Origin of the sequence: Pseudomonas saponiphila (assembly GCF_900105185.1) — a bacterium.
Taxonomy (GTDB): domain Bacteria; phylum Pseudomonadota; class Gammaproteobacteria; order Pseudomonadales; family Pseudomonadaceae; genus Aquipseudomonas; species Aquipseudomonas saponiphila.
In genome coordinates, this window is the sequence record NZ_FNTJ01000002.1 from 1091289 (window position 1) to 1116373 (window position 25085).

Annotated in this window: 24 protein-coding genes and 1 pseudogene; 10 read left to right on the forward strand and 15 right to left on the reverse strand. The window is 64.5% G+C overall.

The features are described from left to right. Positions 1-14 precede the first annotated feature (14 nt). Positions 15-953, reverse strand: a complete 939-nt coding sequence (gene cpaB, locus BLV47_RS26870) for a Flp pilus assembly protein CpaB (protein WP_092319286.1) — start codon at positions 951-953, stop codon at positions 15-17. A gap of 330 nt (positions 954-1283) precedes the next feature. Here cpaB and BLV47_RS26875 point away from each other — a divergent pair, with 330 nt between their 5' ends. Genes BLV47_RS26875 through BLV47_RS26885 form a run of 3 tightly spaced genes read left to right on the forward strand, consistent with a single transcriptional unit; the run spans position 1284 to position 2225 of the window. Then, the gene (locus BLV47_RS26875) at positions 1284-1490 is read left to right on the forward strand and encodes a Flp family type IVb pilin (RefSeq protein ID WP_092319288.1); all 207 of its coding nucleotides are present in this window, start codon (positions 1284-1286) and stop codon (positions 1488-1490) included. Positions 1491-1547: 57 nt separating this feature from the next. Next, positions 1548-1754 (forward strand): Flp family type IVb pilin, encoded by a 207-nt coding sequence (locus tag BLV47_RS26880; protein ID WP_047301497.1) that lies wholly within the window; start codon positions 1548-1550, stop codon positions 1752-1754. Positions 1755-1811: 57 nt separating this feature from the next. After that, complete coding sequence (locus BLV47_RS26885) at positions 1812-2225, forward strand: response regulator (RefSeq protein WP_092319290.1); 414 nt, start codon at positions 1812-1814, stop codon at positions 2223-2225. A gap of 160 nt (positions 2226-2385) precedes the next feature. On the opposite strand, the gene BLV47_RS26890 is transcribed toward BLV47_RS26885, so the two are convergent. After that, positions 2386-4062 (reverse strand): ShlB/FhaC/HecB family hemolysin secretion/activation protein, encoded by a 1677-nt coding sequence (locus BLV47_RS26890; RefSeq protein WP_092319292.1) that lies wholly within the window; start codon positions 4060-4062, stop codon positions 2386-2388. Between the two features lie 190 nt (positions 4063-4252). After that, complete coding sequence (locus tag BLV47_RS26895; protein ID WP_092319294.1) at positions 4253-5824, reverse strand: beta strand repeat-containing protein; 1572 nt, start codon at positions 5822-5824, stop codon at positions 4253-4255. A 414-nt stretch (positions 5825-6238) separates the two neighbouring features. Between BLV47_RS26895 and BLV47_RS26900 the strand changes: the two genes are divergently transcribed. Next, entirely contained in the window at positions 6239-6688 is a 450-nt protein-coding gene (locus tag BLV47_RS26900; RefSeq protein ID WP_092319296.1) for a DMT family transporter, read from the forward strand. Between the two features lie 7 nt (positions 6689-6695). Here BLV47_RS26900 and BLV47_RS26905 read toward each other — a convergent pair whose 3' ends face one another. Then, positions 6696-7550 carry a MaoC family dehydratase gene (locus BLV47_RS26905; RefSeq protein WP_092319298.1) on the reverse strand — a complete coding sequence of 285 codons (855 nt, stop codon included), beginning with the start codon at positions 7548-7550 and terminating at the stop codon, positions 6696-6698. Positions 7551-7552: 2 nt separating this feature from the next. Then, positions 7553-8905 carry a 3-oxoacyl-ACP reductase gene (locus BLV47_RS26910; RefSeq protein ID WP_092319300.1) on the reverse strand — a complete coding sequence of 451 codons (1353 nt, stop codon included), beginning with the start codon at positions 8903-8905 and terminating at the stop codon, positions 7553-7555. Positions 8906-9038: 133 nt separating this feature from the next. Here BLV47_RS26910 and BLV47_RS26915 point away from each other — a divergent pair, with 133 nt between their 5' ends. Next, positions 9039-10316 carry an acetyl-CoA C-acetyltransferase gene (locus tag BLV47_RS26915; protein ID WP_092319302.1) on the forward strand — a complete coding sequence of 426 codons (1278 nt, stop codon included), beginning with the start codon at positions 9039-9041 and terminating at the stop codon, positions 10314-10316. A gap of 75 nt (positions 10317-10391) precedes the next feature. On the opposite strand, the gene BLV47_RS37185 is transcribed toward BLV47_RS26915, so the two are convergent. Further along, positions 10392-11159, reverse strand: a complete 768-nt coding sequence (locus BLV47_RS37185; protein WP_425272210.1) for a methyl-accepting chemotaxis protein — start codon at positions 11157-11159, stop codon at positions 10392-10394. A 90-nt stretch (positions 11160-11249) separates the two neighbouring features. Beyond that, positions 11250-12338 (reverse strand): annotated as a pseudogene (locus BLV47_RS37190) (cache domain-containing protein); the annotation flags it as partial. A 432-nt stretch (positions 12339-12770) separates the two neighbouring features. On the opposite strand from BLV47_RS37190, the gene BLV47_RS26925 reads away from it, so the two are divergent. After that, entirely contained in the window at positions 12771-13667 is an 897-nt protein-coding gene (locus BLV47_RS26925) for a PA4780 family RIO1-like protein kinase (protein WP_092319306.1), read from the forward strand. Between the two features lie 78 nt (positions 13668-13745). Here BLV47_RS26925 and cueR read toward each other — a convergent pair whose 3' ends face one another. The 3 genes from cueR to BLV47_RS26940 form a co-directional block, all read right to left on the reverse strand. Beyond that, positions 13746-14150 (reverse strand): Cu(I)-responsive transcriptional regulator, encoded by a 405-nt coding sequence (cueR, locus tag BLV47_RS26930; RefSeq protein ID WP_092319308.1) that lies wholly within the window; start codon positions 14148-14150, stop codon positions 13746-13748. Continuing rightward, positions 14147-16543: a heavy metal translocating P-type ATPase gene (locus BLV47_RS26935; protein WP_092319310.1), complete on the reverse strand. Its 2397-nt coding sequence runs from the start codon at positions 16541-16543 to the stop codon at positions 14147-14149. The genes cueR and BLV47_RS26935 overlap by 4 nt, the downstream gene beginning before the upstream one ends. Before the next feature lie 152 nt (positions 16544-16695). Continuing rightward, positions 16696-17079 (reverse strand): hypothetical protein, encoded by a 384-nt coding sequence (locus tag BLV47_RS26940; RefSeq protein WP_016966707.1) that lies wholly within the window; start codon positions 17077-17079, stop codon positions 16696-16698. Between the two features lie 145 nt (positions 17080-17224). Between BLV47_RS26940 and BLV47_RS26945 the strand changes: the two genes are divergently transcribed. Both BLV47_RS26945 and BLV47_RS26950 read left to right on the forward strand, forming a co-directional pair. Next, positions 17225-17422 (forward strand): heavy-metal-associated domain-containing protein, encoded by a 198-nt coding sequence (locus tag BLV47_RS26945; protein ID WP_060837380.1) that lies wholly within the window; start codon positions 17225-17227, stop codon positions 17420-17422. 92 nt (positions 17423-17514) lie between these two features. Further along, a complete protein-coding gene (locus BLV47_RS26950) occupies positions 17515-18711 on the forward strand; it encodes a multidrug effflux MFS transporter (protein WP_092320573.1) in 1197 nt (398 codons plus the stop codon). Position 18712: 1 nt separating this feature from the next. On the opposite strand, the gene BLV47_RS36270 is transcribed toward BLV47_RS26950, so the two are convergent. From BLV47_RS36270 to BLV47_RS26960, 3 genes are all read right to left on the reverse strand, one after another. Next, complete coding sequence (locus BLV47_RS36270; protein ID WP_164990742.1) at positions 18713-18889, reverse strand: hypothetical protein; 177 nt, start codon at positions 18887-18889, stop codon at positions 18713-18715. A gap of 144 nt (positions 18890-19033) precedes the next feature. Then, the gene (locus BLV47_RS26955; RefSeq protein ID WP_092319312.1) at positions 19034-20047 is read right to left on the reverse strand and encodes a zinc-binding alcohol dehydrogenase family protein; all 1014 of its coding nucleotides are present in this window, start codon (positions 20045-20047) and stop codon (positions 19034-19036) included. Positions 20048-20077: 30 nt separating this feature from the next. Next, a complete protein-coding gene (locus BLV47_RS26960; protein ID WP_092319314.1) occupies positions 20078-20371 on the reverse strand; it encodes a putative quinol monooxygenase in 294 nt (97 codons plus the stop codon). Between the two features lie 117 nt (positions 20372-20488). Here BLV47_RS26960 and BLV47_RS26965 point away from each other — a divergent pair, with 117 nt between their 5' ends. Next, positions 20489-21397, forward strand: a complete 909-nt coding sequence (locus tag BLV47_RS26965; RefSeq protein WP_092319316.1) for a LysR family transcriptional regulator — start codon at positions 20489-20491, stop codon at positions 21395-21397. Between the two features lie 122 nt (positions 21398-21519). Then, a complete protein-coding gene (locus BLV47_RS26970) occupies positions 21520-22896 on the forward strand; it encodes an MFS transporter (RefSeq protein ID WP_092319318.1) in 1377 nt (458 codons plus the stop codon). Positions 22897-22957: 61 nt separating this feature from the next. Here BLV47_RS26970 and BLV47_RS26975 read toward each other — a convergent pair whose 3' ends face one another. Further along, the gene (locus BLV47_RS26975) at positions 22958-23911 is read right to left on the reverse strand and encodes an adenosine deaminase (protein WP_092319320.1); all 954 of its coding nucleotides are present in this window, start codon (positions 23909-23911) and stop codon (positions 22958-22960) included. A 178-nt stretch (positions 23912-24089) separates the two neighbouring features. Further along, entirely contained in the window at positions 24090-25055 is a 966-nt protein-coding gene (locus BLV47_RS26980; protein ID WP_092319322.1) for a 2-oxoglutarate and iron-dependent oxygenase domain-containing protein, read from the reverse strand. Between the last annotated feature and the right edge of the window lie 30 nt (positions 25056-25085).

Sequence of the window (25085 nt, forward strand, 5' to 3'; positions counted from 1 at the left end):
GAATCCTCGCCTGATCAGGGCGTTTGTTGAGTGATCTGGTTGCCGCGAATCACCTCCACCGCCGACCGTGGTGCGCCGTTTTGCTGGGCAACCTGACTGCGGGGGGCGTTGCCGAGCGCCAACTGGGTGAACTGGAACAAATTGCTGTTGGCCGCATTGAGATGGCTGACCGCGCTCTGGTCGCCAGCCCAGTATTGGGCCAGGCGCTGTTCCTCACTGCTGCGAACCGCCAGGCGCAGCACACCGACCTGGGTCGCGAGCATCAGGCGGCTCAAGAGTTGTTCGGGGACGGCCAGAACCACGGTGCGAGCGGCGATCCGGCGTTGATCCTGCTTGAGTTTTTCTTCGTTGTTCAGTGCCGGGGTGGCGGGCTGTCCGTCGTTGGTCAGCCCCAGTTGTTCGCCCACCGCCAGCACCCGCATCGCGGGGACTGCGATCTGCGCCGATTGCTGCAGATTGGTGGTGTCCTGGCGCAGGAACAGCAGCACGTCGACATAGTCTCCCGGGCTCAGTTGCCCGGCGGCGCCGATCACTTCGTCCACCGCCACGGCCAGCGCTCGCTCGTCGCGGCGAATCATCCGGGCCAGGGCCCCACCGCTGTCGAAACTCTGGGCATTGAGCCAGGTCCCGGCACTCAACTGCCGCCAGGGCGTGCGCCCCACCGCCTGGTCGATCGCGCTGAGGCTACCGGCGGGTGCGGTGCGCAGTTTTTCCAGCGCCAGATCGGCGGCGGTGAGGGGAACGAAAGGCGGTACATCGCGCACCACGACCACCACCGGCTGGCGGGTCTGGTCTTCGGCGCTGACGGTGGTTTTTTCAACCATGCTCGGGGCTGCCGGTGCTGGCGCAGTGGCGGGCGCAGGCTGGCGGCTGAGTACCAGCCCCCAGTAACCGAAAAACACCGCACCCAGCAGAAAAAGCCCAGCCAGACCCATGGTGACGCGACTGTTCATAAAGGCTCTCCCTATCCTGCTGCATTACCAGTCGGCGCTTGCAAACGAGTCAACTTCGCAACCAGGCAGCTATGAACATGCAACTATTTCGCTATGTGAAGGTAGTAGAGCTAGGACGAAATGCCATTAACTCGTGGAAAAATTGCACACAAAAGCAGGTGGCTCTCAATTGGAGGAGAGTTTTTGGCGTCAGGCTTTCAATTAATACTTAGTCATTAATCCGTTCTTACAGTTGCTGGTCGCCACTTTGTTGACAATGCTCAAGTTGCACCGGGGATTTGTGTTCCGGTGCGCTTGCATCGGCGCCGTCTGGCGCATAGGAGAACTGGGATGATCCTTCAATATTTGTGGCTCAGGGCGCGCCTGTTTCTTGACCGTACCGATGGCGCTTCGGCGATCGAGTACGCGATCGTGGTGGCCATGGTCGCCGTGATCGTGGTGGCATTCGTGACCCCCCTGGGTAATCGGGTGCTGGCCATCTTCAACAACGTTCTGGTTGCCCTGGGAGGAGCCACGGTCACTCGTCCAGTACCTTGAGTCGACGCATGAGTGTTTCGCCTGCCATGGCTGCGATCGATAAATCGGAGGTGCTTCATGCTGCTCGACTACCTGTTGCTTCGCGCGCGTCTGTTCCTGGCCAGAACCCACGGCGCCTCGGCGATCGAGTACGCGATCGTGGTGGCCATGGTTGCCGTGGTCGTGGTGGTGTTCGTGACACCGATGGGTGATCGGGTCCTGGCCATCTTCAACAACATCCTCGTTGCCATGGGAGGGGCCACGGTGACCCGGCCCGTGCCTTGAGATCGGCGATTGCTCCTGCTGTGAAGGCCGTCGGACAGTCAGTTCAAGGTAATGCCGATGAATAATGCTTCCCCCCAACGCCAGCAACTGCTTCTGGTCGACGATGAAGAAGACGCGCTGCTGGAACTCACTGAACTGCTGGAAGGTGAGGGCTTCTGTTGCTTCACCGCAACATCGGTGAAGCTGGCGCTGGAGCACCTCACCCGCCATCCGGACATTGCGCTGGTCATCACCGACCTGCGTATGCCGGAAGAGAGCGGTCTGTCGTTGATCAAGCGCCTGCGTGAACACACCTCGCGACAGCACCTGCCGGTCATCGTCATGTCCGGTCATGCCGATATGGACGACGTCAGCGACCTGCTGCGCCTGCAGGTACTCGACCTGTTTCGCAAGCCGATCTATCACGTGCGCCTGCTGGAAACCCTGAACAATCTGTTTCCCCAACCCCGGTTGCATATCGTCGGCCCCTGAACGCCAACGGCTGCCAGGTTTCAAGCCTTTTGGGCTTGCCGGTGCGCCAGCGGCTCCTGTTTCAAACACCACTCAAACACCTGCTCGCCGAGGCCCGTGGCCCAAGCTTCCTGCGGACACACAACAGGCCTGCAATGGCAGGCCTGGGTGCTGGGTCGGCTCAGAGTTGGTAGCTGAAGCTTAGGGTATAGCGCGGTCGGCGGTTGTAGGTGTCCAGGGCTTCGTCGGACATCGGCTTGGCCGCCTCCAGGGCGATGTTGTAGTGCTTGGCATCGCCGAAGCGTAACCCCACCGCAGCCGACGACAGATTGCTGCCCTTGGCCTGCAACTGGTTGAACCAGGTCTTCGAGCGGTCCAGCACCACGTAGGGCTGCAGCACCCGCACCCAGGGCCCTTCGCGGTTGAAGCTGTAGTTCACCTCGTAGGCGACGCCCCAGCCCTTGTCGCCGGTGGCCTGGTCATCGGGGTAACCGCGAGCAAAGTTCTGGCCGCCGAAGCTGGCTCGTTCGCTGTCGGGCAGGTTGTCCTTGCTCCAGTACAGGGCGCCGGAAAGCACTCCTTGCCAGTTGTCGAAGAAGCGGTCGCTCTGTACTCCTGCCAGGCGCAGGCGGAAGAAGTCCAGGTCATAGAGTTCGTTGTTGGTTTTGGCCCCCATGCTGTCCAGGCCACGGTACAGGCCGGCGCTGAGAATCCGCAGTTGCCGTGGATCGGATTTGCTCCAATCGCCTTCCAGTGCCAGGGCGCGGATATCGGTTTTCTCTTCCAGGGTCAGAGGGCTGTTGCTGACCCGGTAGCGGGTCTTGTCGTTCACCGCATACAGGCGTGTCCCTACGCTGAGCATTTGATTGGGCGAGGCAATGAAGGGGTGGCTGAGGCCGATGGAAAAACGGTCGTTCTCGCGATGAGGCTCAAGTTCCAGGCCGTTGCTCAATTGCACATTGCTTCGCGGATCACTGCGGTAGCGTGCGCCGTAGAGATTCAGTTGCGTGCCTTCCGAGCCCAGCAACTGGCTGTAGTCCAGGCGGTAGTAGTGCTCCTTGTCCTTGCCGGGGGGGAACAGGCCGCTGAGGCTGAGCTGTTCGCCCCAGGCGGTTTGCGAATTGCTGATGATGCCTACCAGGGCCTGCAGGCCGTTGCGGTTGTCATCGGTGCTGTTCAGCGTGGTGGTGATGGATTTGCGACTGGCCACCGCCACCAGCCGGGTTGCGCCGTCAGTGGTCCCGGGCGGCGGCACCACCGCTTGTAGCGTCACCCCGGGTACCCGGCTCATCAGGGTGGTGTAGCGCTCGAAGGTCTTGCGCGTCAGTGGGCGCTCGGCCTTGAGCTTGCTCACCAGTTTGTCCAGGTAGGCCGATACCGGACCGATATCGCCCTGCAACTGGTAGTCCTTGATATAGCCTTCGACCAGTACCACCCGCAGCACGCCGTGATCGAAGCTCTGTTGCGGCATGAAGGCGTAGGACAGCAGGTAGCCGTCATTCTGGTAGCGCCGGGTAATGTCGCGGGTGGCCTCGATCAATTGACTGAAGCTGGTTTCGTGACCGATCAGCGGCTGGTAGATGGCCGCCAGTTGCTCCAGGGGATAGACGCTGCCGCCTTCGATCTGCACCTGGTGCACCGTGACCTTGGTCCCCATCATCAGGGGCTGTTGCCCCTGGGGGGCGGCGGGTTGCTCGGGCATCTGCAACTGCGGAGCAGCTGGACGATAGGCGTCCACTGGCAAGTTGGGCTGGGGCAGGTTGTTGATGCTGTCGTTGCTGTTGAGAAAGCGGGGAAGGGTGTCGGCGTAAGCGGAGGTGCAGCATCCAATCAACAACAAACTGGCCAATGTGCGCATAGGACACTCCATGGTCAAACTGCGGTGGCGCCAATAGTCCTCGTACCCGGCATTGCTCAAGATCTGGGTCTTGAATCGGACGTCGGGATGCCATGCTCTGGATAAAAAAAGCGAGAGATTCTTCTGAATCCCTCGCTCTCAACCAAGCGTAGGCGCTGTAGGTAAGGCCGTCGAATCGGCCAGGTGCAATTTATTTAGGGGTACCGCCCAGGGCCCCGGTCAGGCCGCCCAGTACGCCACCCAGGCCACCATTGACGCTGGTTCCGGTTGATGCGCTGCCGCTTGCGCTGGCTCCGACATTCAACCCACCGGTCAATCCGCCGGTCAGGCCGCCAGTCAGTCCGCCGCTGGTGGCTGTGCCGCCGTTGACCAGGCCACCGACCGAGGCCACGGTTCCGCCCAGGGCACCGAGGGTGCCACCCAGGGCCGTGCCAACCTGATTGCCGCTGCTATTGCCTGCAAGGGTGCTGCCCACATTGCCGACCGCGCCTCCCACTTGACCCAGCAGGCTGCCGGCCTGAGCGCCTATCCCGGTGGCTGCGCCCACTTGCTGAGTCAGGCCGGTGACCGAACTGGTGACCGGGTTCAGCGCCGAGCCCAGGCTCACCCCGACACTGGCCAGGGGGGCGGTGACCACCAGATTGGGGGTGCCGCTGCCGCCCAGAGCACCGCCTACCGAGGCGATCAGGCCGCCAACTGCGTTGCCGGTGACGCCGCCCGCACTGACTGTACCGTTACTGTTTCCTGTATTTATTCCGTTGCTCAGGTTGGCCACGGCACCGCCGACGGTTTCCAGCAGACCGTTGTTGCCGACAGTTCCTCCGCTACCGGAACCACTTCCCGACCCGCCCACATAGCCACCGGCGCTGCCCACGGCCTTGCTGGTATTGCTCAGGGCATTGCCCAGCAGGTCGGTCACTGGGTTGCCGTCGCCGGAGTTGTTGACGGCGTTGCCGGAGCTGTCCACCGCTTGGGCCACGCCGTTGAGCAGGCCCTTGACCGGTGCGCCGAGCCCTGTCGCGCTGCCGGCTTGACCAGTCGCCCCTTCCGCCAGGCTAACCACGGGCACCAGCACGTTGTCGCCCACGCCATCGGTCAGGGTGCCCACCGGGCCGTTGCTGGTGAGCGTGCTCAAGGTATTGCCGAGCATGGTCACTCGGGCGCCGACGCCACCGACCACCGGTGCCACCCGAGTCACCACGCCTCCGACCAGTGGAACACTCTGGGTCGTGGCGGCCAGTTTGCCGCTGAGGTCGGTGACCCCGGTGCCGACATCGCCGACGACATTGCCCACGGTGGCGGTGGTTTTACTCAGGGCCTTGGGATCGCTGCCCAGCTGGCCGAGGCCGCCGGTCAAACCCTGGCCCACGGTATCCACCACGTTGCCCGCGGTGCTGACCGCGCTTTGTGCAACGCCACCGACCAAGGGAACGGCTGCCAGCGAGGTCCCAAGAGTGCTGACACCCGTACCGACGCCACTGACGGTGGTGCCCAGGTCGGAGACAAGGCTGCTGGTCGTCAGGGGCCCGGTAGTGCCGCCGGTGCCACCTGTACCACCTGTGCCGCCTGTGCCTCCAGTGCCACCGGTTCCGCCTCCAGTGCCGCCGCCAGTGCCACCACCGCTACTGCCGCTGGTGCTGCTGGGAGATGAGCTGCTACTACCTCCGCTCTTGTGACCGCCACCGCCGCTGCAGCCGGTCAGGCCGAGAGTCAGGACCAAGGCCAGTGCGGTACATGCTTTCCATCCAATCTGAGTGTTCATGATAGTTATCCCTGCACCTGTTACAACGTTCGTTGTCTTCGATAGTTCTCCAGTTCTTGTGCTGGAGATACTTTCGTCCGTTGCGTACATAAGAGGCGCAAGAAGGAACTTGAACAATTATGAACTTGGTATTAATGACTTGTGTTTCGCGGTTTTTCTCCTGATAAGTAGTTAGTCTGAAAGTATGGGGTGCAGGGATTTATTGTTTGAAAAAATGTTTTTAATCAATGATTTGTAATTTTTGGTAGAGCGTTTTTGTCGAGCGTTAAACTAAGGTTATATATATACAATTAATGGGTTTTATTTGGGCGGGCGGCCAGGGTTATGCAGCTTTTTCGGTGCTTAGTTGGTTTCGCAGACTTCCAGTTTGAGCCTGGCCTATAATGCGCGCCCGACATTCCTTTGGAGTCTGTGATGCTTAGCCCAGTCTGGTGGCTGCTGTGCCTGCCGTTCTTCGCCGGGGCCTTTCTGGCCCTGCAAGCCGGTATCAACGGTCAGTTGGCCAAGCAGGTCGGCGGGGTGCTGGCCGCTGCATTGATTTCATTTTTCGTCGGCACCGTGGCCTTGTTGATCCTGGTGCTGGCGCAGCGCGAGATGCCCTCGCTGAGCGCCCTCAGGGGCCTGACCTGGTGGCACTGGTGCGGCGGTTTGCTGGGGGTGTTTTTCATCACCACCGCCGCATTTGCCGGGCCACGGATCGGTGCCTTGCTGTTCATGGCTCTGGTGCTGGCCGGCCAGTTGAGCATGGCCCTGGCCCTGGATCACTTTGGCTGGGTGGGGTTTCGCGAGGCACCGGTCAGCCTCGGCAAGATCGCCGGACTGCTGCTGATCGTCGCTGGCGTGGTGCTGATTCGTCGGGGCTGAGCGTGCGTCAGGCGATCGGTTGCCAGCCACCCTGCATGTGCAGCAGATCACCGTCGCCCAGTAATTGCAGCTCACCGCTAGACCCCGCCGCGCTGGCCAGCAAGCGCACTTCACCTGGCAGCAGCAGCGGTTTGATGAATTGCACCGTCACCTCGATATTCCCGGCCGGCAAGGTGTCGCTCAGGGCCGCCAGGGTTCGTGCCTTGTTCCACAGACCGTGAGCGATGGCTCTGGGGAAGCCGAACAGGCGGGCGCTCCAGGTACTGAGATGAATCGGGTTGTAGTCGCCGGAAACCCGGGCGTAACGCCGGCCGATATCGCTCCGGGCCTGCCAGCGGCTGACTTCGTTCAAGCCCAGCCCCGCAATCGACGACAGGACGCCGGGCTCGCCCGGCACTTGCACGCCCCGACAGAGCATGCGGCTTTCGGCCTCCCACAGTGGCCCCAGCAGATCCTCGACCGTGGTCAGCAGATCGAACATTGCGCCCTTGGCGTGAGGTTGCAGGTTGCCCACCCGGACGGCGACTCGCACGCGGCTGACATTGCCCATGGGCCGCAGAATGCGGATCCGGTTGGCCAGGTGAATCAGCCCCAGGAGGGGGAAAGGAAAGGCCGGGGCGGTGAGCAACTGCATCTGTAACGGGAAGGCCAGCACATGGGGATAGGTGGCGGGCAGCAGGCCGTTGTCGAGGTAACCGCAGACTTGGCGGTAGGCCTCCAGCCGGCGTGGCTCAACGCTGATCCAGCAGCGCAGGCCCTGCTCCGGCAACGGCGTGTTCTTGATCCCGCGCCGCAGAGCGGCCTTGAGAAACAGCGGCGGCAGGGAGGCGGGCCGGTGCAGATCGTGCCAGTGGTTGCTCATCTTCAGGCTCCCAGCACGCTCTGGCCGCAGACCCGCAAGGCTTGTCCGCTGATTGCGCCACTGCCCGGCTGGGCGAGCCAGGCCACCGCCTCGGCGACATCCTGGGGCAGGCCGCCCTGGCCCAGGGAACTCATGCGTCGCCCGGCCTCGCGCAGGGCGAAGGGCACCTTGGCGGTCATCTGCGTCTCGATGAAGCCCGGGGCCACGGCATTGATGCTGATGTCCCGCGGTTGCAGCGCTGGCGCCCAGGACTGGGCCAGGCCGATCAGTCCGGCCTTGCTGGCGGCGTAGTTGGTCTGCCCGCGGTTGCCGGCAATGCCGCTGATGGAGGCCAGCAGAATCACTCGGCCGTGGTCATGCAGGCGCCCGCTGTCGAGCAGGGCCTGGGTCAGCACCTGCGGGGCGTTGAGATTCACCGCCAGCACCGCATCCCAGAACTCCGCGGTCATGTTGGCCAGGGTCTTGTCCCGGGTGATGCCGGCGTTGTGTACCAGGATGTCGAGTCCCTCCGGCAGTTGCTCAAGCAACTGGGGGGCGGCGTCCGCGGCACAGATATCCAGGGTGATGGCCTGCCCGCCGAGGCGCGCGGCCAGGGTTTCCAGGTCGACCTTGGCCTGGGGCACATCCAGCAACAGCACCTGGGCGCCATCACGGGCCAGGGTTTCGGCGATGGCCGCACCGATGCCCCGGGCCGCGCCGGTGACCAGGGCCTTGCGCCCGGCCAGCGGACGGCTCCAGTCCTGGACCTGGACGGCGCAGGGCTGCAAGCGCAGGACCTGTCCGGAAATGAAAGCGCTCTTGGGCGACAGCAAGAAGCGCAGCGCACCCTCCAGCTGTTCCTCGGCACCCTGGCCGACATACAGCAACTGCAAGGTGGCGCCGTTGCGCAGTTCCTTGGCCAGGGAGCGGCTGAAACCTTCCAGGGCCCGCTGGGTGCTGGCGGCGAAGGGCGTATCGAGGGTTTCCGGGGCTCGTCCGAGCAGCAGCAGGTGGGCGCAAGGCTCAAGGCTGCGCAACAGTGGCTGGAAGAACTCCCGCAGTTGCTTGAGCTGATCGCTGTGGCGCAATTCGCTGGCATCGAACACCACCGCCTTGAGCCTGGGGCCATGCCCGGGAATCCACGGCGTGGCCAGGGCCGGATCGCAGCCGTAGCTGTAGATCGAGTCGGTCAGGCGCGGGGCCAGGCTGCTCACCTGCTGGGCCAGAGCACCGCCGCCCACCAGCAAGGCACCCTCGATGGGCCGCAGGCGTCCGGCCTGCCAGCGTTCCAGGCGCACCGGCGACGGCAGGCCAAGGGCGCCCACCAGGCGTTGGCCGATGGATGAATTGGCGAAGTCGATATAACGGTCGGACATGGAACGCACTCCAGTGGCTGGGGTTCAAAGTGTGGACCATGAATGGCTCCGAGTCGTTCGATCAGCCAGAAGCCTCCTACGCTAGAGGGGGACCTACTCACCGCAGTCGCACTCACAGAACAGGGAGCTTTCCATGACACAGCTGCGTCGCGTGGCGATTATCGGCGGTAACCGCATCCCCTTTGCCCGCTCCAACGGGCCCTATGCCACGGCCAGCAACCAGGCCATGCTCACCGCCGCCCTCGAAGGCCTGATCGAGCGCTACAACCTGCACGGCCTGCGTATCGGCGAGGTGGCGGCCGGGGCCGTGCTCAAGCACTCCCGGGACTTCAACCTGACCCGCGAATGCGTGCTGGGCTCGCGGCTGGCGCCCACCACCCCGGCCTATGACATCCAGCAAGCCTGCGGCACCGGCCTGGAAGCGGCATTGCTGGTGGCCAACAAGATCGCCCTGGGGCAGATCGACTGCGGCATCGCCGGCGGCGTCGACACCACGTCGGACGCGCCGATCGGGGTCAACGAAGGGCTGCGCCAGATCCTGCTGCAGGCCAATCGGGCCAGGAGCCTCGGCGACAAGCTCAAGCTCCTCCTGCAACTGCGGCCCCATCACCTCAAGCCGCAACTGCCGCGCAATGGCGAGCCGCGCACCGGCTTGTCGATGGGCGAGCATTGCGAGCAGATGGCCAAGACCTGGAGCATCGGCCGCGGCGAACAGGACCAGCTGGCCCTGGAAAGCCACCAGAAAATGGCTGCGGCCTATGCCGAAGGCTGGCATGACGATCTGCTCAGCCCCTTTCTCGGCCTGACCCGGGACAACAACCTGCGCCCGGACCTGAGCCTGGAAAAACTCGCCAGCCTCAAGCCGGCCTTCGACCACAGCGGCCAGGGCACCCTCAGCGCCGGCAACTCCACACCGCTGACCGATGGCGCCTCCCTGGTGCTGCTGGGCAGTGAGCAATGGGCCAGGGAGCGTGGCCTGCCGATCCTGGCCTACCTGCGTGACGGCGAGGCGGCGGCGGTGGACTTCGTCAAGGGGGCCGAAGGGCTGTTGATGGCGCCGGTGTACGCCGTACCGCGCTTGCTGGCGCGCAATGGCCTGAGCCTGCAGGACTTCGACTACTACGAAATCCACGAAGCCTTCGCCGCCCAGGTGCTGTGCACCCTCAAGGCCTGGGAAGACCCGCAGTACTGCAAGACCCGCCTGGGCCTCGATGCGCCCCTGGGCCCCATCGATCGCGCGCGGCTCAACGTCAAAGGCAGCTCCCTGGCGGCGGGGCATCCGTTTGCCGCCACTGGCGGGCGCATCGTTGCCAACCTGGCGAAGTTGCTCAGTGTGGCGGGGCAGGGCCGCGGCTTGATTTCCATCTGCGCGGCGGGCGGGCAGGGCGTGACGGCGATCATCGAACGCTGAGGTTCGCCGGCAAGCCGGCTCCTACACAGATATGCCGCCCATCCGTAGGAGCCCGGCTTGCCGGCGAAAGGGCCCTCAAGTCTTGAAGCGTCGCACCAGGGCGTCCAGCTCATTGGACAACCCCGTCAGGCTCTGGGAGTCCAGGCGCGCCGAGTTGGCCAATTCGGCCACCAACTGCGCATCGCCATGGATCTGGCTGATGTGCCGGTTGATGTCTTCTGCCACTTGATGCTGCTCTTCGGCGGCAGTGGCGATCTGGGTGTTCATGTCGCGGATCACGTCCACCGATTCGCGGATCTGCCCGAAGCTGTTGCGTGCCAGGCCGATGCGGTTCACCGACTGCTGGGACACTTCCAGGCTGGCGTGCATCTGCTGGGTCACGGCGCTGGTGCGCTTGGCCAGGTTGCCCAGCAGCCCGTCGATCTCGGCGGTGGAGTCGGCGGTACGCTTGGCCAGGGCCCGCACTTCATCGGCCACCACGGCAAAGCCGCGGCCCTGTTCACCGGCCCGGGCAGCCTCGATGGCGGCGTTGAGGGCCAGCAGGTTGGTCTGTTCGGCGATCGAGCGGATGGTGCCGAGGATCGACTGGATATCGGTGCTGTCGCGTTCCAGCTGTTGCATCGATTGCGCCGACTGCTCGATTTCCTGGCTCAGGCGGTCGACGCTGTGCACCGCGTCGTCGATCTGCTGCTGGCCTTCCCGGGCCTGGCGTTGGCCACTGTCCGCCGACTCGGCGGCCTGGCTGCAGGAACGGGCCACTTCGTTGGCCGTGGCGACCATTTCGTGGAACGCGGTGGACACCATGTCCACCGCCTCGCGCTGGCGCCCGGCGGCTTCAGCCATGTCGCTGGACACCTGGGTCGAGGACTGGGAGGTGGCGAGAATCTTCTGCGCCGCCTGGCCGATGTGCTGGATCAGGCTGCGGATCGCCGACAGGAACTGGTTGAACCAGTTGGCCAGCTGCGCGGTTTCGTCGTTGCCGCGAATGTTCAGGTTCTGGGTCAGGTCGCCTTCGCCCTGGGCAATGCCTTCCAGGCCGCTGGCCACGCCGCGGATCGGGCGCACGATGAGGCTGGCGAAGCTGGCGCCGAACACCGCGAACAGCAGCGCCAGGACCCCGGCGATCACGGCGATGATCCAGGTCAGCTGGGTCGCCGAGCCCATGACTTCGCTCTGCTTGATCAGGCCGATGAAGGTCCAGCCCAGTTGCTCGGAAGGCCAGACGTTGGCCATGTAGTGCTCGCCGCCCAGCTCCACTTGCACCAGGCCCTTGCCGGTCTTGGCCAGTTGCTCGTATCCGCCGCCGAGGCTGGCCAGGGCCTTGAAGTTGTGCTCCGGCTGCTTGGGATCGACCAGCACCGTGCCGTTGTTTTCCATCAGCATCAGGTAGCCGGATTCGCCCAGCTTGATCTGCTTGACGATTTCGGTGAGCTGCTTGAGCGAAACGTCGACCGCGACCACGCCGCCCTGTGGGCCCAACTGGTTGGCCAGGGAACGCACGGTACTGACCAGCACCGCATCGTCCGGGGCCCAGTAGTAGGCATCGGTGCGCAGGGTCTTGCCCGGGCTGGCCAGGGCGGTCTTGTACCAGGGGCGCACGCGCGGGTCGTAGTTGGCCAGCTTCAGGTCGGCGGGCCAGGAGACGTAGCCGCCGTTGCTCACGCCATAGGACACATAGGCATAGGCCGGGTGGCTGGCGGCCATGGCGGCGAACAGGTCGAAGATGCGTTTGTCCTGCTCGCCTTCCGGAACCTTGGCGGCATCGGCGCTCATCCAGGTCTTGAGGTCGCCGCCGGCCTGGGTGAGCAAGGGGTGCGCCGCCAGGTAATCGATGTTCTGGCCGATGCCTTCGAAGAACAGCTGCATGGCGTTGGCCACTTGGCGGATCTCGCGGCCGCTGCCGTCGACAAAGGTGTTTTGCGCTTCGCTGCGCAGGTTGATCACCACCAGCGTGGCCACCAGCACCACGGGCAGGCAGGCAATGACGGCGAAGGCCCAGGTCAGTTTCTGTTTGATATTCATCCGCGCTCCAGTTTTTTGTATGACCACGAAGTGCAGGCGACTCGCGGATTATTGGCAGATTGTGAGGTGGCGCTGATTGTCGTCCCTGTGGCTGAAGTCGAACCGCGGGCGGTCGAACCTTGGCCGGCGGCTGACGTCTTTATTGGATTGTCGGACAAACTCCCTGTCTCTTTGAGGGCTTCGGCTGGCGCCGGGCAATATTGAGCCGGCGACGGAAAAAAACTTGTCGCCGGGCACCGGCGGCGAGGGCGTGCAAAGACGTTGGCCGCTGCAGTCTTGGCTATGATCGTCGGCGGCGTCGATGGATTGATCTGGCACATTGAGTGCATTGCTGTCGCTCGGGGCTCGGCGGGCCTTTCCCGTGGTGGGAGGATTGCCGTATAACGAGTGACTTTCGCGTGTTTGGTAACAAGGGACCCACAATAAAAGCTGATGAAGACTCCAAAACGCATTGAACCGCTGATCGAAGACGGTCTGGTAGACGAGGTGCTGCGCCCACTCATGAGTGGTAAAGAGGCAGCTGTGTATGTGGTGCGCTGCGGCAACGAGCTACGTTGCGCCAAGGTCTACAAGGAGGCGAACAAACGCAGTTTCCGTCAGGCGGCGGAGTATCAGGAAGGGCGCAAGGTCCGTAACAGCCGTCAGGCGCGAGCCATGGCCAAGGGCTCGAAGTTCGGCCGCAAGGAAACCGAGGATGCCTGGCAGAACGCCGAAGTGGCGGCCTTGTTCCGCCTGGCCAACGCCGGGGTGCGGGTGCCCAAGCCGTTCGACTTCCTCGAAGGCGTGCTGCTGATGGAGCTGGTGGCCGACGAATACGGCGATGCGGCGCCACGGCTCAACGATGTGGTGCTGGAACCGGACCAGGCCCGTGAATATCACGCCTTCCTGATTTCCCAGATCGTGCTGATGCTGTGTACCGGACTGGTGCACGGTGACCTCTCCGAGTTCAACGTGCTGCTGACGCCGGACGGTCCGGTGATCATCGACCTGCCCCAGGCAGTGGATGCGGCGGGCAACAACCACGCGTTCAGCATGCTGGAGCGGGACGTGGGCAACATGGCGTCCTACTTCGGACGTTTCGCTCCGGAGCTCAAGCGCACCCGTTATGCCAAGGAAATGTGGGCCCTGTACGAGGCCGGCACCTTGCATCCGGGCAGTGTGCTGACCGGCGAGTTCGACGATCCCGAGGAACTGGCGGATGTCGGCAGCGTGATCCGCGAGATTGAAGCCGCGCGTCTTGATGATGAACGGCGTCGGGCCTTGCGTGCTGCGGACGAGGCTCCGGTGGGGAAAGCCGAAGAGCCGCCGCCTCCGCCCTGGATGCAGTGATGGACTAAAAAAATCCGGCCATGGCCGGATTTTTTATTCGCGCAAACCAGCCGGCAGCTTGTCGTCGCTGCCGCAGGTTCAGGACTCGCAGCAACTGCCGGACGCCAGCTCCTTGAGAATCGGGCAGTCCGGACGATGGTCGCCGTGACAGTGCTCCACCAGGTCTTGCAGGGTGTCGCGCAGCCCCGCCAGTTCACGGATCTTCTGGTTCAGCTCGTCGATGTGCTGGCGCGCCAGGGCCTTCACATCGGCGCTGGCTCGCTGCCGGTCCTGCCACAGGGTCAGCAGCTTGCCGACTTCTTCCAGGGAAAAGCCCAGGTCCCGGGAGCGCTTGATGAAGGCCAGGCTGTGCAGGTCTTCGTCGCCGTACAGGCGATAGCCGCTGTCACTGCGATGGGCCGGCCTGAGCAGGCCGATGGACTCGTAGTAACGGATCATCTTGGCGCTCAGGCCGCTCTTTCGGGCTGCTTGGCCGATGTTCATTCGGCGTTCTCCAGGTCTTTGGGTTTCCAGGTTTTCAACAGTAGCGCATTGCTCACCACGCTGACGCTGGACAGCGCCATGGCCGCGCCGGCCAGCACCGGGTTGAGCAGGCCGAAGGCCGCCAGCGGGATGCCGATCAGGTTGTAGACGAAGGCCCAGAACAGGTTCTGGCGGATCTTCGCGTAGGTCTTGCGGCTGATTTCCAGGGCTGCCGGGATCAGCCGTGGATCGCCGCGCATCAGGGTAATGCCGGCCGCGTGCATGGCCACGTCAGTACCGCCGCCCATGGCAATGCCGATGTCTGCCGCCGCCAGGGCCGGGGCGTCGTTGATGCCGTCGCCGACCATGGCCACCACCCCGGTCTTTTTCAGCGCCGTCACCGTGGCGGCCTTGTCCGCCGGCAGCACTTCGGCGTGCACGTCGTCGATGCCCAGGGCATCGGCCACCACCTTGGCGCTGCCACGATTGTCGCCGGTCAGCAGGTGGCTGCTGATCTGCCGCGCGCGCAATTGCTGCACCGCCTGCAAGGCGCCGGGCTTGAGGGTGTCGCCAAAGGCGAACAGGCCCAGCACCCGGGCTTGCGGGTTTTGTTCGATCAGCCAGGACAGGGTCCGGCCTTCGTGCTCCCAGTCCTTGGCCACTTGGGCCAGGCTGCCCGGGTTCAGGCCGGATTCCTCCAGCAGACGGCGATTGCCCAGGGCCAGTTGGCGGCCGTCCAGGGTGCCGGCGATGCCGCGTCCGGTGAGGGACTGGCTGGCGCTGACATCGGCCACTGGCAGGTGACGCTCCTGGCACAGGTCCAGCACCGCCTTGGCCAGGGGGTGTTCGCTGCCGCGCTGGAGCGCGCCGGCCAGTTGCAGCACGCTGTTTTCATCACCTTCCACGGCCTGCATATGGGCGATACGCGGCGTGCCGGAAGTCAGGGTGCCGGTCTTGTCGAAGACCACCGAGCTGACTTCGTGGGCCCGCTCCAGGGCTTCGGCGTCCTTGATCAGGATGCCGTGGCGGGCGGCCACGCCGGTGCCGGCCATGATCGCGGTGGGTGTTGCCAGGCCCAGGGCGCAAGGGCAGGCGATCACCAGCACCGCCACCGCATTGATCACTGCGGTTTCCAGGGGCGCGCCATACAGCCACCAGCCCACCAGGGTGATCAGCGCCAGCAGCAGGACGGTGGGCACGAATACCTGGCTGACCTTGTCCACCAGCTTTTGGATCGGCGCCTTGCCGGCCTGGGCGTCTTCCACCAGGCGAATGATCCGCGCCAGTACGGTTTCCGCTCCCAGGGCCAGGGTACGCACCAGCAGGCGGCCCTCGCCGTTGATGGCGCCGCCGGTGACCTTGTCCCCGGGCTGCTTGGGCACCGGCAGGCTTTCACCGCTGATCAGCGCTTCATCGGCGTGGCTCTGGCCTTCGATGACTGCGCCGTCCACCGGGAAGCGCTCGCCGGGCTTGACCAGCACCAGGTCGTTCAGGCGCAGAGCGCTGATGGCGACTTCCTGCTCGCGCCCATCGATGACCTGGATCGCCCGTTCCGGGCGCAGGGCTTCGAGGGCGCGTATGGCGCTGGCGGTCTGGCGCTTGGCGCGGCTTTCCAGGTACTTGCCCAGCAGCACCAGGGCGATCACCACCGCCGAGGCTTCGAAGTACAGGTGCGGCATGCTGCCGGCGGCGGCCGTGGCCCATTCGTACAGGCTCAGGCCATAACCGGCACTGGTGCCCAGGGCTACCAGCAGGTCCATGTTGCCGCTGCCGGCGCGCACGGCTTTCCAGGCGGCGACATAAAAGCGTGCGCCGAAGATGAACTGTACCGGGGTGGCCAGGGCGAACTGGGCCCAGGCCGGGAGCATCCAGTGCAGGCCGAAGGGCTGCACCAGCATCGGCAGCACCAGGGGCAGGGCCAGGAGAATCGCCAGCACCAGGCTCCAGCGTTCGCGGCGCAGGTGCTGCTGTTGCTCGTCGCCCTGTTTCTGCTCGGCTTGCCACAGGCTGGCGGAGTAGCCGGCCTGGGTCACGGCGTTGATCAACTGCGTCGGGTCGGCCTGGCCCAACAGCTCGACGTGGGCGCGCTCGGTGGCCAGGTTGACGCTGGCATTGCGTACCCCGGCAACCTTGTTCAAGGCGCGTTCGACGCGACCGGCGCAGGTCGCACAGGTCATGCCGCCGATGGTCAATTCGACGGACTGCACCGGCACGCTGTAACCGGCATTTTCCACCGCTTGCAACAGCGCCGGCAGGCTGTCCCCGGGGGCCTCGACCCGGGCCTGTTCCGTGGCCAGGTTGACGCTCACCGCACGGATACCGGCGACCTTGCCCAGGGCTCGCTCGACACGACCGGCGCAGCTGGCGCAGGTCATGCCGGCAATCGGCAGATCGAAGGTGGTTGATTCAGGCATGGCTGACACTCCCTGTAAATGATGCCCACAGGATCAACCTTGCCATGCAGGCAAGGTCAAGCGGGCATTGCCAGGGTGCTTCATTTTGTCCCAGGGGGGCGTTGGAGCGCGCCTTGCGCGGTCCGACGCAAGGCGTGTGGGGAGGCGGGGCTTCAGTATTCCAGGGCGGCGGGCTTGAGGTACATGCCCGAGGCGTTGCTGGCGATGCGGAACTTCAGCACGTCGCCGGCCCGCAGGCTGATGTCCTGGGAACCCGGGGCAAGCATGCCGGGGTTGCAGCCCGGCGCCTGGCCCGGCAGCAGTTTCAGGCGCACGGACACCTTGCCCGGCGGCAGGTTGAAGGAGGCGCTCTGCTCCTGGAACAGCCGGCCGGCGAGCTGGTCCTGAAGGTACAGACCGATCTCGCAGGAGGTGGCGACTTCCAGCCGCTCCCGGGAAATGATCAGGACGCCGTAGTCTTCTCCGGCGGCCAGGGCCGGCGGCGCTGCCGCGAACAGACCAAGGAGGCCGACGAGGCTGAAAGTGGACCAGCGCATGGCTGAATCTCCTGCTGTGATGTCATAAGACGTGCAGCTTGGCGGAGCGCGGCGCCGATTTCCAGCCCGGCAGATCAATCCGCAACTTGACCTTGCCACGGTGGCAAGGACAAGACTGCGTGCATCCCAATAAAGGAGAAGCGTGATGCAAGTATTCAACGTTCAAGGCATGTCCTGCGGCCACTGCGTGCGGGCCATCACTCAGGCTTTGCAAAGCAAGGATCCGGCGGCCACGGTGCGGGTCGATCTGGCGGCCAAGGAAGTGGGGGTCGAGAGTCGCCTGTCCAACGAAGAGGTGATCAGCCTGATCAGCGAGGAAGGCTATGCGGTCAAGGTGGCCTGAGTCTTTTTAATAGTTAGCGACCTATCGGAATGTTCAAGGCGTCCAAGCGCGGCTAGACTGTGCGCCCGCTGACCCACGCTCGCCTGGATGCCATGAACCTGCGCACAATCCTGATTCTCGGTGCCTTGAGTGCCTTCGGCCCTTTGGCCATCGACTTCTATCTGCCGGCCTTTCCATCGATGGCCCTGGCTTTCGGCACCGATGAAAAACACGTCCAACTGACCCTGGCGGCCTATTTCCTCGGCCTGTCCATCGGTCAACTGGCCTATGGCCCGGTGGCCGATCGTTTCGGCCGGCGCCTGCCCTTGCTGGCCGGAGTGGGGCTGTTCACCCTGGCCTCCCTGGCTTGCGCCTATGCCCCCAATCTGCAGTGGCTGATCGGCGCGCGTTTTGTCCAGGCCCTGGGCGGTTGCGCCGGCATGGTGATTTCCCGCGCGGTGGTCAGCGACAAGTGCGACGCCGTGGGTTCGGCCAAGGTCTTCTCCCAGTTGATGCTGGTGATGGGCCTGGCGCCGATCCTGGCGCCGATGCTCGGTGGCCTGCTGGTCAACCTGTATGGCTGGCAGTCGATCTTCATCATGCTCACGGTCTTCAGCGCCCTGTCCGGATTGGCGGTGGCCCTGGGCCTGCCGGAAAGCATGCCGGCCACGCGCCCGCGCCTGCCTTTGTCCGGAGCGTTGCGCCAGTACGGCCTGCTGCTGGCGGACCGGGTCTTTCTTGGTCACGCCTTGACCGGCGGCATCGCCATCGCCGGGATGTTTTCCTACATCGCCGGATCGCCCTTTGTCTTCATCAAGCTCTACGGCGTGCCGGCTGAGCACTTTGGCTGGTTCTTCGGGATCAACGCGGGGGGCTTCATCCTGGTGGCTCAGGTCAATGCGCGCCTGCTGGCCAAGCGCGGGCCGGCCTTTCTGCTGGCCCGCACGGTGTGGATCTACCTGGCCGCGGGCCTGACCCTGCTGGCAATCAGCGCCCTGCACACCAGCGCGCTCTGGCCGCTGCTACTGCCGTTGTTCGTGTGCATCGCCAGCCTGGGCTGCATCATTCCCAACGCCGCGGCCTGTGCCATGAACGGCCAGGGCGCGCGGGCCGGCAGCGCTTCGGCGATGCTCGGTTGCCTGCAGTTCAGCGTGGCGGCGGCTGCCGCCTACCTGGTGGGGGTATTGCACGATGGCAGTGCCATGCCGATGGCCATGGTCATCTGCCTGTGCGGTGTTCTGGCGGTGAGCATGGCGGTCGTGACCCGGCGTTTGCAGAATGCCCGGGCCTTGCAAGCCGCCGAGCATTGAGTCAGCCGACGGCGCGCTGAACCTGGGGAATCTGGTGGGGAGCTTGCAAGCGTGCCTGCAGGGTCTGGGTGAACGCCCGGGCCTCGGCCTCGCTGCGGAAAGTCACCGCGTGCTGGTCGAGACGGACCTGCCACTGGGAGCCTTGAGGGTGTGCCAGTTCTTTTATCAGGATCTTCATTGCTGACCTCCTAACGCTAAAAGAGAACGGTGCAAGGGCTGCCAGTGTAGACCCGAATACGGTCAGGAATATGACCGAAATCAACTCTCGGACTGACGGCGACCAGCGGGCTTTTCTGCACGATGGCCACCGCCCGCCAGGGCCTTAGAACCCTTCCAGGACGATCTTGCCCTTGGCCGTGCCGCTCTCCAGCAAGGCATGGGCGCGACGCAGGTTGGCCGCGTTGATCTGGCCGAAGTGCTCGCCCAGGGTGGTCTTCAGGGTGCCGGCGTCGATCAGTTCGGCGACCTTGTTGAGCAGTACATGCTGCTCTTGCATGTCGGCGGTTTCGAACAGCGAGCGGGTGTACATGAACTCCCAATGCAGCGACAGGCTCTTGCGCTTGAGCTTGGTCACGTCGAGGCTTTTCGGGTCGTCGATCAAGGCCAGCTTGCCCTGGGGCGCCAGGGCTTCCACCAGCTCATCGAGGTGGGCGTCGGTCTGGGTCAGGCTGGCCACATGGGTCACCTGATTGATGCCAATGCGCTTGAGTTCGGCGCTCAGTGGCTGGCGGTGATCCACCACGTGGTGGGCGCCCAGCTCGCGGACCCAGGCCTGGGTCTGTTCGCGGGAGGCACTGCCGATCACCTTGAGGCCGGTCAGTTGCCGGGCCAGTTGGGTGAGGATCGAACCGACCCCGCCAGCGGCGCCAACAATCAGCAGGCTCTGGCCCTGATCGTTGCGCTCCTGGCTGATTTGCAGGCGTTCGAACAGCAGCTCCCAGGCGGTGATCGCGGTCAGCGGCAAGGCCGCGGCTGCGGCAAAGTCCAGGCTCTTGGGCATATGGCCGACGATCCGTTCATCCACGGTGTGCAGCTCGCTGTTGCCCCCGGCCCGGGCGATGGAGCCGGCGTAGAACACCCGGTCGCCGACCTTGAACAGGCTGACCTCACTGCCCACGGCCTTGACCACCCCGGCCACGTCCCAGCCCAGCACCTTGGCCGCGCCGCCTTCGGGCTGGACGTTCTGGCGGACCTTGGTGTCCACCGGGTTGACCGAGATGGCCTTGACCTCCACCAGCAGGTCGCGGGGGCCGGCGACCGGTTCGGGCAGTTCGATGTCCTGCAGGGACTTGGGGTCGTCGATCGGCAGGGATGCGTAGTAGGCGATGGCTTTCATGCTGAATTCCTGTTGAGTGCAGAGTGAGGGTCAGACGATCAGTTGCAGGCGCTTGAGTTCGAAGTGCTCGATCGCCTCGCGGGTCTGGGCGATGAAGTTCTGAAAGTGCGCCGTGTTGTTGTGAAACTCCAGGGCGGCTTCATCGTCCCAGCGTTCCAGTACGTAGAAGGTGCCCGGCTGCGCGGCGTCTTCATGCAGTTGGTAGTACTGGCAGCCGGCTTCCTCGCGGCTGGGCGCGACCAGGGCGCTGAGTTCGCGCTTGAGGACGGCTTGCTGCTGGGGCTTGGCGATCAGGGTCGCAATCGCGGTAAAGGCTTGGGACATGGGATGTTCCTCTGGTGCTGGGCGATGGAGCGGATGATTGGCTATTTCTCATGAAGATAAAACCCGCTAAAAGAGCAGTCTCTTTCAATATTTTTTTGATAATCCGGACATACACCCATGCTGCGATTCGATGACCTGCAATTGTTCGTCTGGGCCGCGGACCTGGGCAGCCTGTCGGCGGCGGCCCGGGTCATGGACCTGTCGCCGGCGTTGGCCAGCGCCGCCCTCAAGCGCATCGAAGAACACCTGGGTGCGCGCCTGCTGGCCCGCTCGACCCGCAGCCTGCGCCTGACCGCCGAGGGCGAGGGCTTTCTGGAATACGCCCGCGCGGCCTTGAGCAATCTGGATGAAGGGCGGCGCCTGTTGGCCAGCGGGCAGGATCAGGTCAGTGGCGTGTTGCAGCTGTCCGCACCTTCTGACTTCGGCCGCAACCTGCTGCTGCCCTGGCTCGACGAATTCCAGCGCGAGCACCCCAGGCTCAGCGTGCGCCTGCTGCTGGGGGACCGCATCGCCGACCTGTTCCGCCAGCCGGTGGACATCGCCCTGCGCTACGGCGAGCCGGAGGATTCCAGCCTGGTGGCCTTGCCGATCGCCCCGGACAATCGCCGGGTGCTGTGCGCCGCTCCCAGCTACCTGGCCCGGCACGGCGAGCCGCGTCAGCTGGAGCAACTGGCCCAGCACAACTGCCTGCTGTACATGCTCGACAGCCGGGCCCATGACCTCTGGAGTTTTCATGACGGCAAGCGCGAGGTGAGCCTGACCGTCAGCGGCAACCGCTTGAGCGACGATGCCGATGTGGTGCGGCGCTGGGCCGTGGCCGGCGAGGGGATTGCCTACAAGTCCTGGCTGGACGTGGCCGGCGATGTGCTTGCCGGTCGCCTGCAGATCCTGCTGCCGGAGCTGCGCTGCGAAGGCGCCTCGCTGAACCTTTTGTGCACCCATCGCGCGCACTTGAGCAAACCGGTCAAGCTGCTGCGGGACATGCTCCAGGAGCGCTGCGCCCAGATCAGCGCACGCCGCCCGTAGGAGCCGGCTTGCCGGCGAACCCCCCGCGTCGCTGGCGGACGCGAACAGGTCGCCCTCGGCAATCAGTCCCGGCCTCGATCCCGCACACTCGAGCGGTCCAGCATTCAACCGGGGGAACGGGCATGGCCATACAGGGATACAGCGCCGCCGAGCGCTTGGAACGCTTGCCCATCAGCGGTTATCACCGAGTGATTTTCATCATCATCGCCCTGGCGTTTTTCTTCGACTCCATGGACCTGGCGATGATGACCTTCCTCCTCGGCTCGATCAAAACCGAGTTCGGCCTGAGCTCGGCCCAGGCCGGTCTATTGGCCAGCTCCTGCTTCTTCGGCATGGTGCTCGGCGCCTCGCTGTCGGGCCTGCTCGCCGACCGCTTCGGGCGCAAGCCGGTGTTCCAATGGAGCATCGTGCTCTGGGGCCTGGCCAGCTACCTGTGTTCCACCGCCCAGAGCGTGGACAGCCTGACCCTGTTCCGGGTGCTGTTGGGGATCGGCATGGGCATGGAGTTTCCCATCGCCCAATCGATGCTTTCGGAGATGATCCCGGCGCAGCGCCGCGGACGCTACATCGCCTTGATGGACGGTTTCTGGCCCCTGGGTTTCGTGGCCTCCGGGGTGCTGTCGTACTTTCTGTTGCCGCTGATCGGCTGGCGCGAGATCTTCCTGGTGCTGGCGATTCCGGCAGTGTTCGTGCTGGTGATCCGCTTCTTCATTCCCGAGTCGCCGCGCTGGCTGGAGCAGGCCGGGCGGCATGCCGATGCGGACCGCGTGCTGTGCGCCATCGAGAACAAGGTACGGGCTTCCCTGGGCACGGCGCAGTTGCCGGAGCCGGTGCGCCTGCCACGCATCGACAGTGCGCCGGGGCACTTTTTCTCCGCGCTGAAACAGATCTGGTCGCCCCTGTACCGGCAACGCACGATGATGATCTGGAGCCTGTGGTTCTTCGCCTTGCTGGGTTTCTACGGGCTGACGTCCTGGCTCAGCGCCTTGCTGCAGACATCCGGTTTTGCCGTGACCCAGTCGGTGTACTACACGGTGCTGATTTCCCTGGGCGGGATTCCCGGCTTTCTCATGGCTGCCTGGCTGGTGGAGCGCTGGGGGCGCAAGCCGGTGTGCATCGTGACCTTGCTCGGTGGTGGGGTGATGGCGTTCTTCTACGGACAGAGCGCGGTGTTTGGCGGCAACGTCGGCTTGTTGATCGGCACCGGGCTGCTGATGCAGTTCTTCCTGTTCGGCATGTGGGCGGTGCTCTACACCTATACGCCCGAGCTGTACCCGACGTCGGCCCGGGCTACGGGGTCGGGCTTTGCTTCGGCCGTTGGCCGGATCGGTTCGCTGCTGGGCCCCTTGGTGACCGGGCTGGTATTTCCCATCACTGGGCAGGGCGGGGTGTTTGCCCTGGGGGCGGCGTGTTTTGTGATCGCGGCGGGAGTGGTCTGGCTGTTCGGGATGGAAACCCGGGGCAAGACGCTGGAGGCGTTGAGCGAGGCGGGACTTTGAGGTTCGCTGGCAAGCCAGCTCCTACCGGTTGGTGTAGGAGCCGGCTTGCCGGCGAAGGCCGCTACGGCTTGACCAGTCGCGCATCCAGGCTGTTCTGCGCCAGGCGCCGGGCCTGCTCCTGGGTCATCCCCAGGTCGGTGTACAGGGCGTGGAAGTTCTCGGTGACGTAGCCGCCGAAGTACGCCGGGTCATCGGAGTTGACCGTGACCTTCACCCCGCGCTCAAGCATTTGCAGGATGTTGTGCTGGGACATGTGGTCGAACACGCAGAGCTTGGTGTTGGACAGCGGGCACACGGTCAGCGGGATCTGCTCGTCGATGATGCGCTGCATCAGTCGCTCGTCCTCGAAAGCGCGCACGCCGTGGTCGATGCGCTGGATCTTCAACAGGTCCAGGGCTTCCCAGATGTACTCCGGCGGGCCTTCCTCGCCGGCGTGGGCCACGGTCAGGAAGCCTTCGCTGCGCGCGCGGTCGAACACCCGCTGGAACTTGCTCGGCGGGTGGCCCATTTCCGAGCTGTCCAGGCCCACGGCGACAAAGGCATCGCGAAACGGCAGCGCCTGGTCGAGGGTTTTCTGCGCTTCTTCTTCGCTCAAGTGGCGCAGGAAGCTGAGGATCAGGCCGCTAGTGATGCCCAGTTGCTGCTCGCCGTCTTTCAGCGCGGCGGCGATGCCGTTGAGCACCACTTCGAACGGGATGCCGCGGTCGGTGTGGGTCTGCGGATCGAAGAACGGCTCGGTGTGGATCACGTTCTGCTCTTTGCAGCGCAGCAGGTAGGCCCAGGTCAGGTCGTAGAAATCCTGGGAGGTGCGCAGCACGTCGGCGCCCTGGTAGTACAGGTCGAGGAACTCTTGCAGGTTGTTGAAGGCGTAGGCCTTGCGCAGGGTTTCGACGTCGCTCCAGGGCAGGGCGATCTTGTTGCGTTCGGCCAGGGCGAACAGCAGTTCCGGTTCCAGGGAACCTTCCAGGTGCAGGTGCAACTCGGCCTTGGGCAAGGCGTTCAGCCAGTCATACATGGTGTGGTCTCATCAGGTGCAGGCGGGCGCTGCGAGAGTGATGCGCTGCCGGGGCCGTGCCCTTCTCGGGGGAACGGGCCGCGGTTGCGGCTATCGCCAGGTTTTCACCGGGCCCGAAAAAGCCGCCATTCTACATCTGGCGGCGCCATTGTTCGGCAAAACCTGACCGAATGGGCGATCAGGCCTGCTCCAGCTCGCGGCGATAGGCGTAGGTATCGGCAAAGCGCGACAGCAGGAATTCGGCGCAGGTGGTCACCGGGTACTTGGCCGGGTGCTCTGCGTCCTGGCAGCCGGGCAGGCATTCGATGCGGGTGTCCGGGTGCGGTTCGGCGAAGAACGGCATCGAGTAGCGGTCCACCCCCTGTGGGCTGATGACCCGGTGCGGCGTCGACAGGTAACGGTCGTTGCTCCAGCGCGCCATCATGTCGCCGAGGTTGACCACGAAGCTGCCTTCAATGGGCGGCGCGTCGATCCACTGGCCCTGGACGTTGCGCACCTGCAGGCCGCCGGCCGCGTCCTGGTAGAGCAGGGTGATGCAGCCATAGTCGGTGTGGGCGCCGGCGCCTTGCTGCTCTTCGCTGCTGGCGGTGTGGCGTGGCGGGTAGTGGATCAGCCGCAGCACGCTGACCGGGTCCTGGAAGCGGCGGTCGAAGAAGTCGCGCTCGATGCCCAGGGCCAGGGTCATGGCTCGCAGCAGGGTCTGGGCCAGGGCCTGCATGTCCTGGTAGTGCTGCTCCATCAGGGCCTGCCAGCCGGGTAGGTGCGGGTGGCGATTGGGCCCGCGCAAGGGCTTGTTCGCCAGTACCTCGGGATGCTCGGCCGGCAGGTGCAGGCCCATGTCGAAGGTTTCCTTGAGGTCGCTGGGCTTGCTCGGGTCCAGCTGCTCGGTGGCGATGGCGCCATAGCCGCGATGGTGGCGGCTCTGGGTGATGTCGATCTTGAGTTTCTCGGCGCTGGGCAGGGCGAAGAAGTGCTTGGCCATGGCCAGCAATTGTTCGATGCGTTGTGCTCTGATCGGGTGGCCCTTGATGTAGAAGAAGCCCCACTCGCGGCAGGCGCGGTCGATCTGATTGGCGACACGCTCCCAGCCTGGCTGGGCATCCTGATACAGCGGGCTGATATCGATGATCGGCAGTTGACTCATGAAATAGACTCCCATCCGGTTGGCGGTCCG

What these genes read in the sequence shown, in the direction of transcription:
- BLV47_RS37185 (WP_425272210.1), bottom strand. Translation starts at nt 11,159, where the DNA reads ATGGCTGAAGCCGCCGGGCGCCAGCGCGAGGCGGTGGACATGGTGTCC.
- BLV47_RS26955 (WP_092319312.1), bottom strand. Translation starts at nt 20,047, where the DNA reads ATGAAAGCCATCGCCTACTACGCATCCCTGCCGATCGACGACCCCAAG.
- BLV47_RS26895 (WP_092319294.1), bottom strand. Translation starts at nt 5,824, where the DNA reads ATGAACACTCAGATTGGATGGAAAGCATGTACCGCACTGGCCTTGGTC.
- cpaB (WP_092319286.1), bottom strand. Translation starts at nt 953, where the DNA reads ATGAACAGTCGCGTCACCATGGGTCTGGCTGGGCTTTTTCTGCTGGGT.
- BLV47_RS26875 (WP_092319288.1), top strand. Translation starts at nt 1,284, where the DNA reads ATGATCCTTCAATATTTGTGGCTCAGGGCGCGCCTGTTTCTTGACCGT.
- BLV47_RS26975 (WP_092319320.1), bottom strand. Translation starts at nt 23,911, where the DNA reads ATGTATGACTGGCTGAACGCCTTGCCCAAGGCCGAGTTGCACCTGCAC.
- BLV47_RS26960 (WP_092319314.1), bottom strand. Translation starts at nt 20,371, where the DNA reads ATGTCCCAAGCCTTTACCGCGATTGCGACCCTGATCGCCAAGCCCCAG.
- BLV47_RS26950 (WP_092320573.1), top strand. Translation starts at nt 17,515, where the DNA reads ATGAACCTGCGCACAATCCTGATTCTCGGTGCCTTGAGTGCCTTCGGC.
- BLV47_RS26900 (WP_092319296.1), top strand. Translation starts at nt 6,239, where the DNA reads ATGCTTAGCCCAGTCTGGTGGCTGCTGTGCCTGCCGTTCTTCGCCGGG.
- BLV47_RS26885 (WP_092319290.1), top strand. Translation starts at nt 1,812, where the DNA reads ATGAATAATGCTTCCCCCCAACGCCAGCAACTGCTTCTGGTCGACGAT.
- BLV47_RS26915 (WP_092319302.1), top strand. Translation starts at nt 9,039, where the DNA reads ATGACACAGCTGCGTCGCGTGGCGATTATCGGCGGTAACCGCATCCCC.
- BLV47_RS26880 (WP_047301497.1), top strand. Translation starts at nt 1,548, where the DNA reads ATGCTGCTCGACTACCTGTTGCTTCGCGCGCGTCTGTTCCTGGCCAGA.
- BLV47_RS26910 (WP_092319300.1), bottom strand. Translation starts at nt 8,905, where the DNA reads ATGTCCGACCGTTATATCGACTTCGCCAATTCATCCATCGGCCAACGC.
- BLV47_RS26980 (WP_092319322.1), bottom strand. Translation starts at nt 25,055, where the DNA reads ATGAGTCAACTGCCGATCATCGATATCAGCCCGCTGTATCAGGATGCC.
- BLV47_RS26905 (WP_092319298.1), bottom strand. Translation starts at nt 7,550, where the DNA reads ATGAGCAACCACTGGCACGATCTGCACCGGCCCGCCTCCCTGCCGCCG.
- BLV47_RS26970 (WP_092319318.1), top strand. Translation starts at nt 21,520, where the DNA reads ATGGCCATACAGGGATACAGCGCCGCCGAGCGCTTGGAACGCTTGCCC.
- BLV47_RS36270 (WP_164990742.1), bottom strand. Translation starts at nt 18,889, where the DNA reads ATGAAGATCCTGATAAAAGAACTGGCACACCCTCAAGGCTCCCAGTGG.
- BLV47_RS26965 (WP_092319316.1), top strand. Translation starts at nt 20,489, where the DNA reads ATGCTGCGATTCGATGACCTGCAATTGTTCGTCTGGGCCGCGGACCTG.
- BLV47_RS26925 (WP_092319306.1), top strand. Translation starts at nt 12,771, where the DNA reads ATGAAGACTCCAAAACGCATTGAACCGCTGATCGAAGACGGTCTGGTA.
- BLV47_RS26890 (WP_092319292.1), bottom strand. Translation starts at nt 4,062, where the DNA reads ATGCGCACATTGGCCAGTTTGTTGTTGATTGGATGCTGCACCTCCGCT.
- BLV47_RS26945 (WP_060837380.1), top strand. Translation starts at nt 17,225, where the DNA reads ATGCAAGTATTCAACGTTCAAGGCATGTCCTGCGGCCACTGCGTGCGG.
- cueR (WP_092319308.1), bottom strand. Translation starts at nt 14,150, where the DNA reads ATGAACATCGGCCAAGCAGCCCGAAAGAGCGGCCTGAGCGCCAAGATG.
- BLV47_RS26940 (WP_016966707.1), bottom strand. Translation starts at nt 17,079, where the DNA reads ATGCGCTGGTCCACTTTCAGCCTCGTCGGCCTCCTTGGTCTGTTCGCG.
- BLV47_RS26935 (WP_092319310.1), bottom strand. Translation starts at nt 16,543, where the DNA reads ATGCCTGAATCAACCACCTTCGATCTGCCGATTGCCGGCATGACCTGC.